The sequence below is a fragment of the Pseudoalteromonas sp. TAE79 genome (genome assembly GCF_000498015.1).
Lineage (GTDB): Bacteria > Pseudomonadota > Gammaproteobacteria > Enterobacterales > Alteromonadaceae > Pseudoalteromonas.
Genome location: NZ_AUTL01000210.1, coordinates 1 through 1,800, shown reverse-complemented (window position 1 = coordinate 1,800; position 1,800 = coordinate 1). Strand labels below are relative to the sequence as shown.

General features: G+C 41.3%; 2 protein-coding genes. Both read left to right on the top strand.

The window, feature by feature from the left end; all coding sequences use genetic code 11:
- Positions 1 to 587: IS5 family transposase (locus L655_RS0115625; protein ID WP_024603875.1), on the top strand; the 587-nt coding region annotated here is incomplete at its 5' end.
- 222 nt (positions 588 to 809) lie between these two features.
- Positions 810 to 1,800 (top strand): tRNA 2-thiouridine(34) synthase MnmA (gene mnmA, locus L655_RS0115620; RefSeq protein WP_024595363.1); only part of this gene is annotated, 991 nt, incomplete at its 3' end.

Sequence of the window (1,800 nt, the reverse complement as noted above, 5' to 3'; positions counted from 1 at the left end):
CTATCTACAGACGGTTTAATTTATGGTCCAAAAAAGGGATTTTGAATGAACTGTTTCGCGCATTATCTCGTGATGCGGACATGGATTGGGTCTTCATTGATGGCAGTATTGTCAGGGCTCATCAACATAGTTGCGGTGCAAGAACTGCTGACAATGAATCAATTGGAAAGAGCCGAGGTGGAAATTCTACGAAAATTCATCTTGCAGTCGATAGCGGAGGGTTGCCTGTTTATTATGAATTATCCTGTGGAAATACGCATGATATCGTCCATGCAGAGTCACTCGTAGCTAATTGCCCAACAAGTAATATGGTTGTCGCAGATAAAGGCTACGACAGTGAAAAACTGAGAGCGTTTGTTCGTGATAATAACGCTACACCCGTTATTCCACGTAAGGGCAACAGTTTAGTAGGCAATGAAGATATTGACTGGTGCATGTACAAATATCGGCACTTGGTTGAGAATGCATTTGGCCGTATTAAGCAATATAGAGGGATAGCCACGCGGTATGAAAAGCTTGAACGAAATTATCATTCAATGCTCGCTTTAGCATTTACTATGATGTGGCTACCAATGTGGGCTGATTGATATATGTACTACAAAGATCAACAGCCCCTAGTAAAGATCACTTTAATATTGCTAAAGTTACAGCCTGATAATGCGTTTAAGTCTAGTTTGCTATTTGTTATACAAATAAAATAGTGACAAATTATGTCCTTTGCCGCCCTACGCTCTTTAAGCACAAACAAAATACATGCTATAATCGCGGCCTTTCCAAGTTAACAGCAATCTGTATAAGCGAAATTATTCATGAGCGAAAATAGTCACATTAAAGTCATTGTTGGCATGTCCGGCGGTGTTGATTCTTCTGTATCTGCATATTTATTACAACAACAGGGCTACCAAGTAGAAGGCCTGTTTATGAAGAACTGGGAAGAAGACGACAATGATGAATACTGTGCCGCCGCTGATGACTTAAAAGATGCACAAGCCGTGTGCGACAAATTAGGTATTGAGCTTCACACAGTAAACTTTGCTGCTGAATACTGGGATAATGTATTCGAATACTTTTTAGCAGAGTACAAAGCCGGCCGTACACCAAACCCAGATATAATGTGTAATAAAGAAATTAAATTTAAAGCCTTTTTAGAATTTGCGGCTCAAGCACTCGGTGCTGACTTTATTGCAACTGGACACTACGTTCGCCGTGAACTTCGCGATGACAAATACGTAATGTGTCGCGGACTTGATAATAATAAAGATCAAAGCTACTTCTTATATACCCTAAGCCATGAACATATTGGCCAAACGTTATTCCCTGTAGGTGATATCGAAAAACCAGAAGTACGCCGCATAGCAGAAGAACAAGACCTAATCACGCACGATAAAAAAGACAGCACCGGAATTTGCTTTATCGGTGAGCGTAAATTTAAAGATTTTTTACAAAAGTTTTTACCAGCGCAACCTGGCGTTATCGAAGACACTGACGGTAACAACGTAGGCGAGCACGAAGGCTTAATGTACCACACGCTTGGACAACGCAAAGGCTTGTTAATTGGTGGTATGAAGGAAGGTTCTGGCGAACCATGGTACGTAGTTGATAAAGATTTAGAACGTAACGTACTTGTTGTTGGTCAAGGTAAAGATCACCCTCGCCTATACAGTAATGGTCTTAATGCAAACCAATTACATTGGGTAGACCGCGTTGGCCCTAAAGGCACCACTCGCTGCACAGTTAAAACACGTTACCGCCAAGAAGACTTAAGCTGTACCCTACTTGTAGGTGAAGACGGCATGGCTC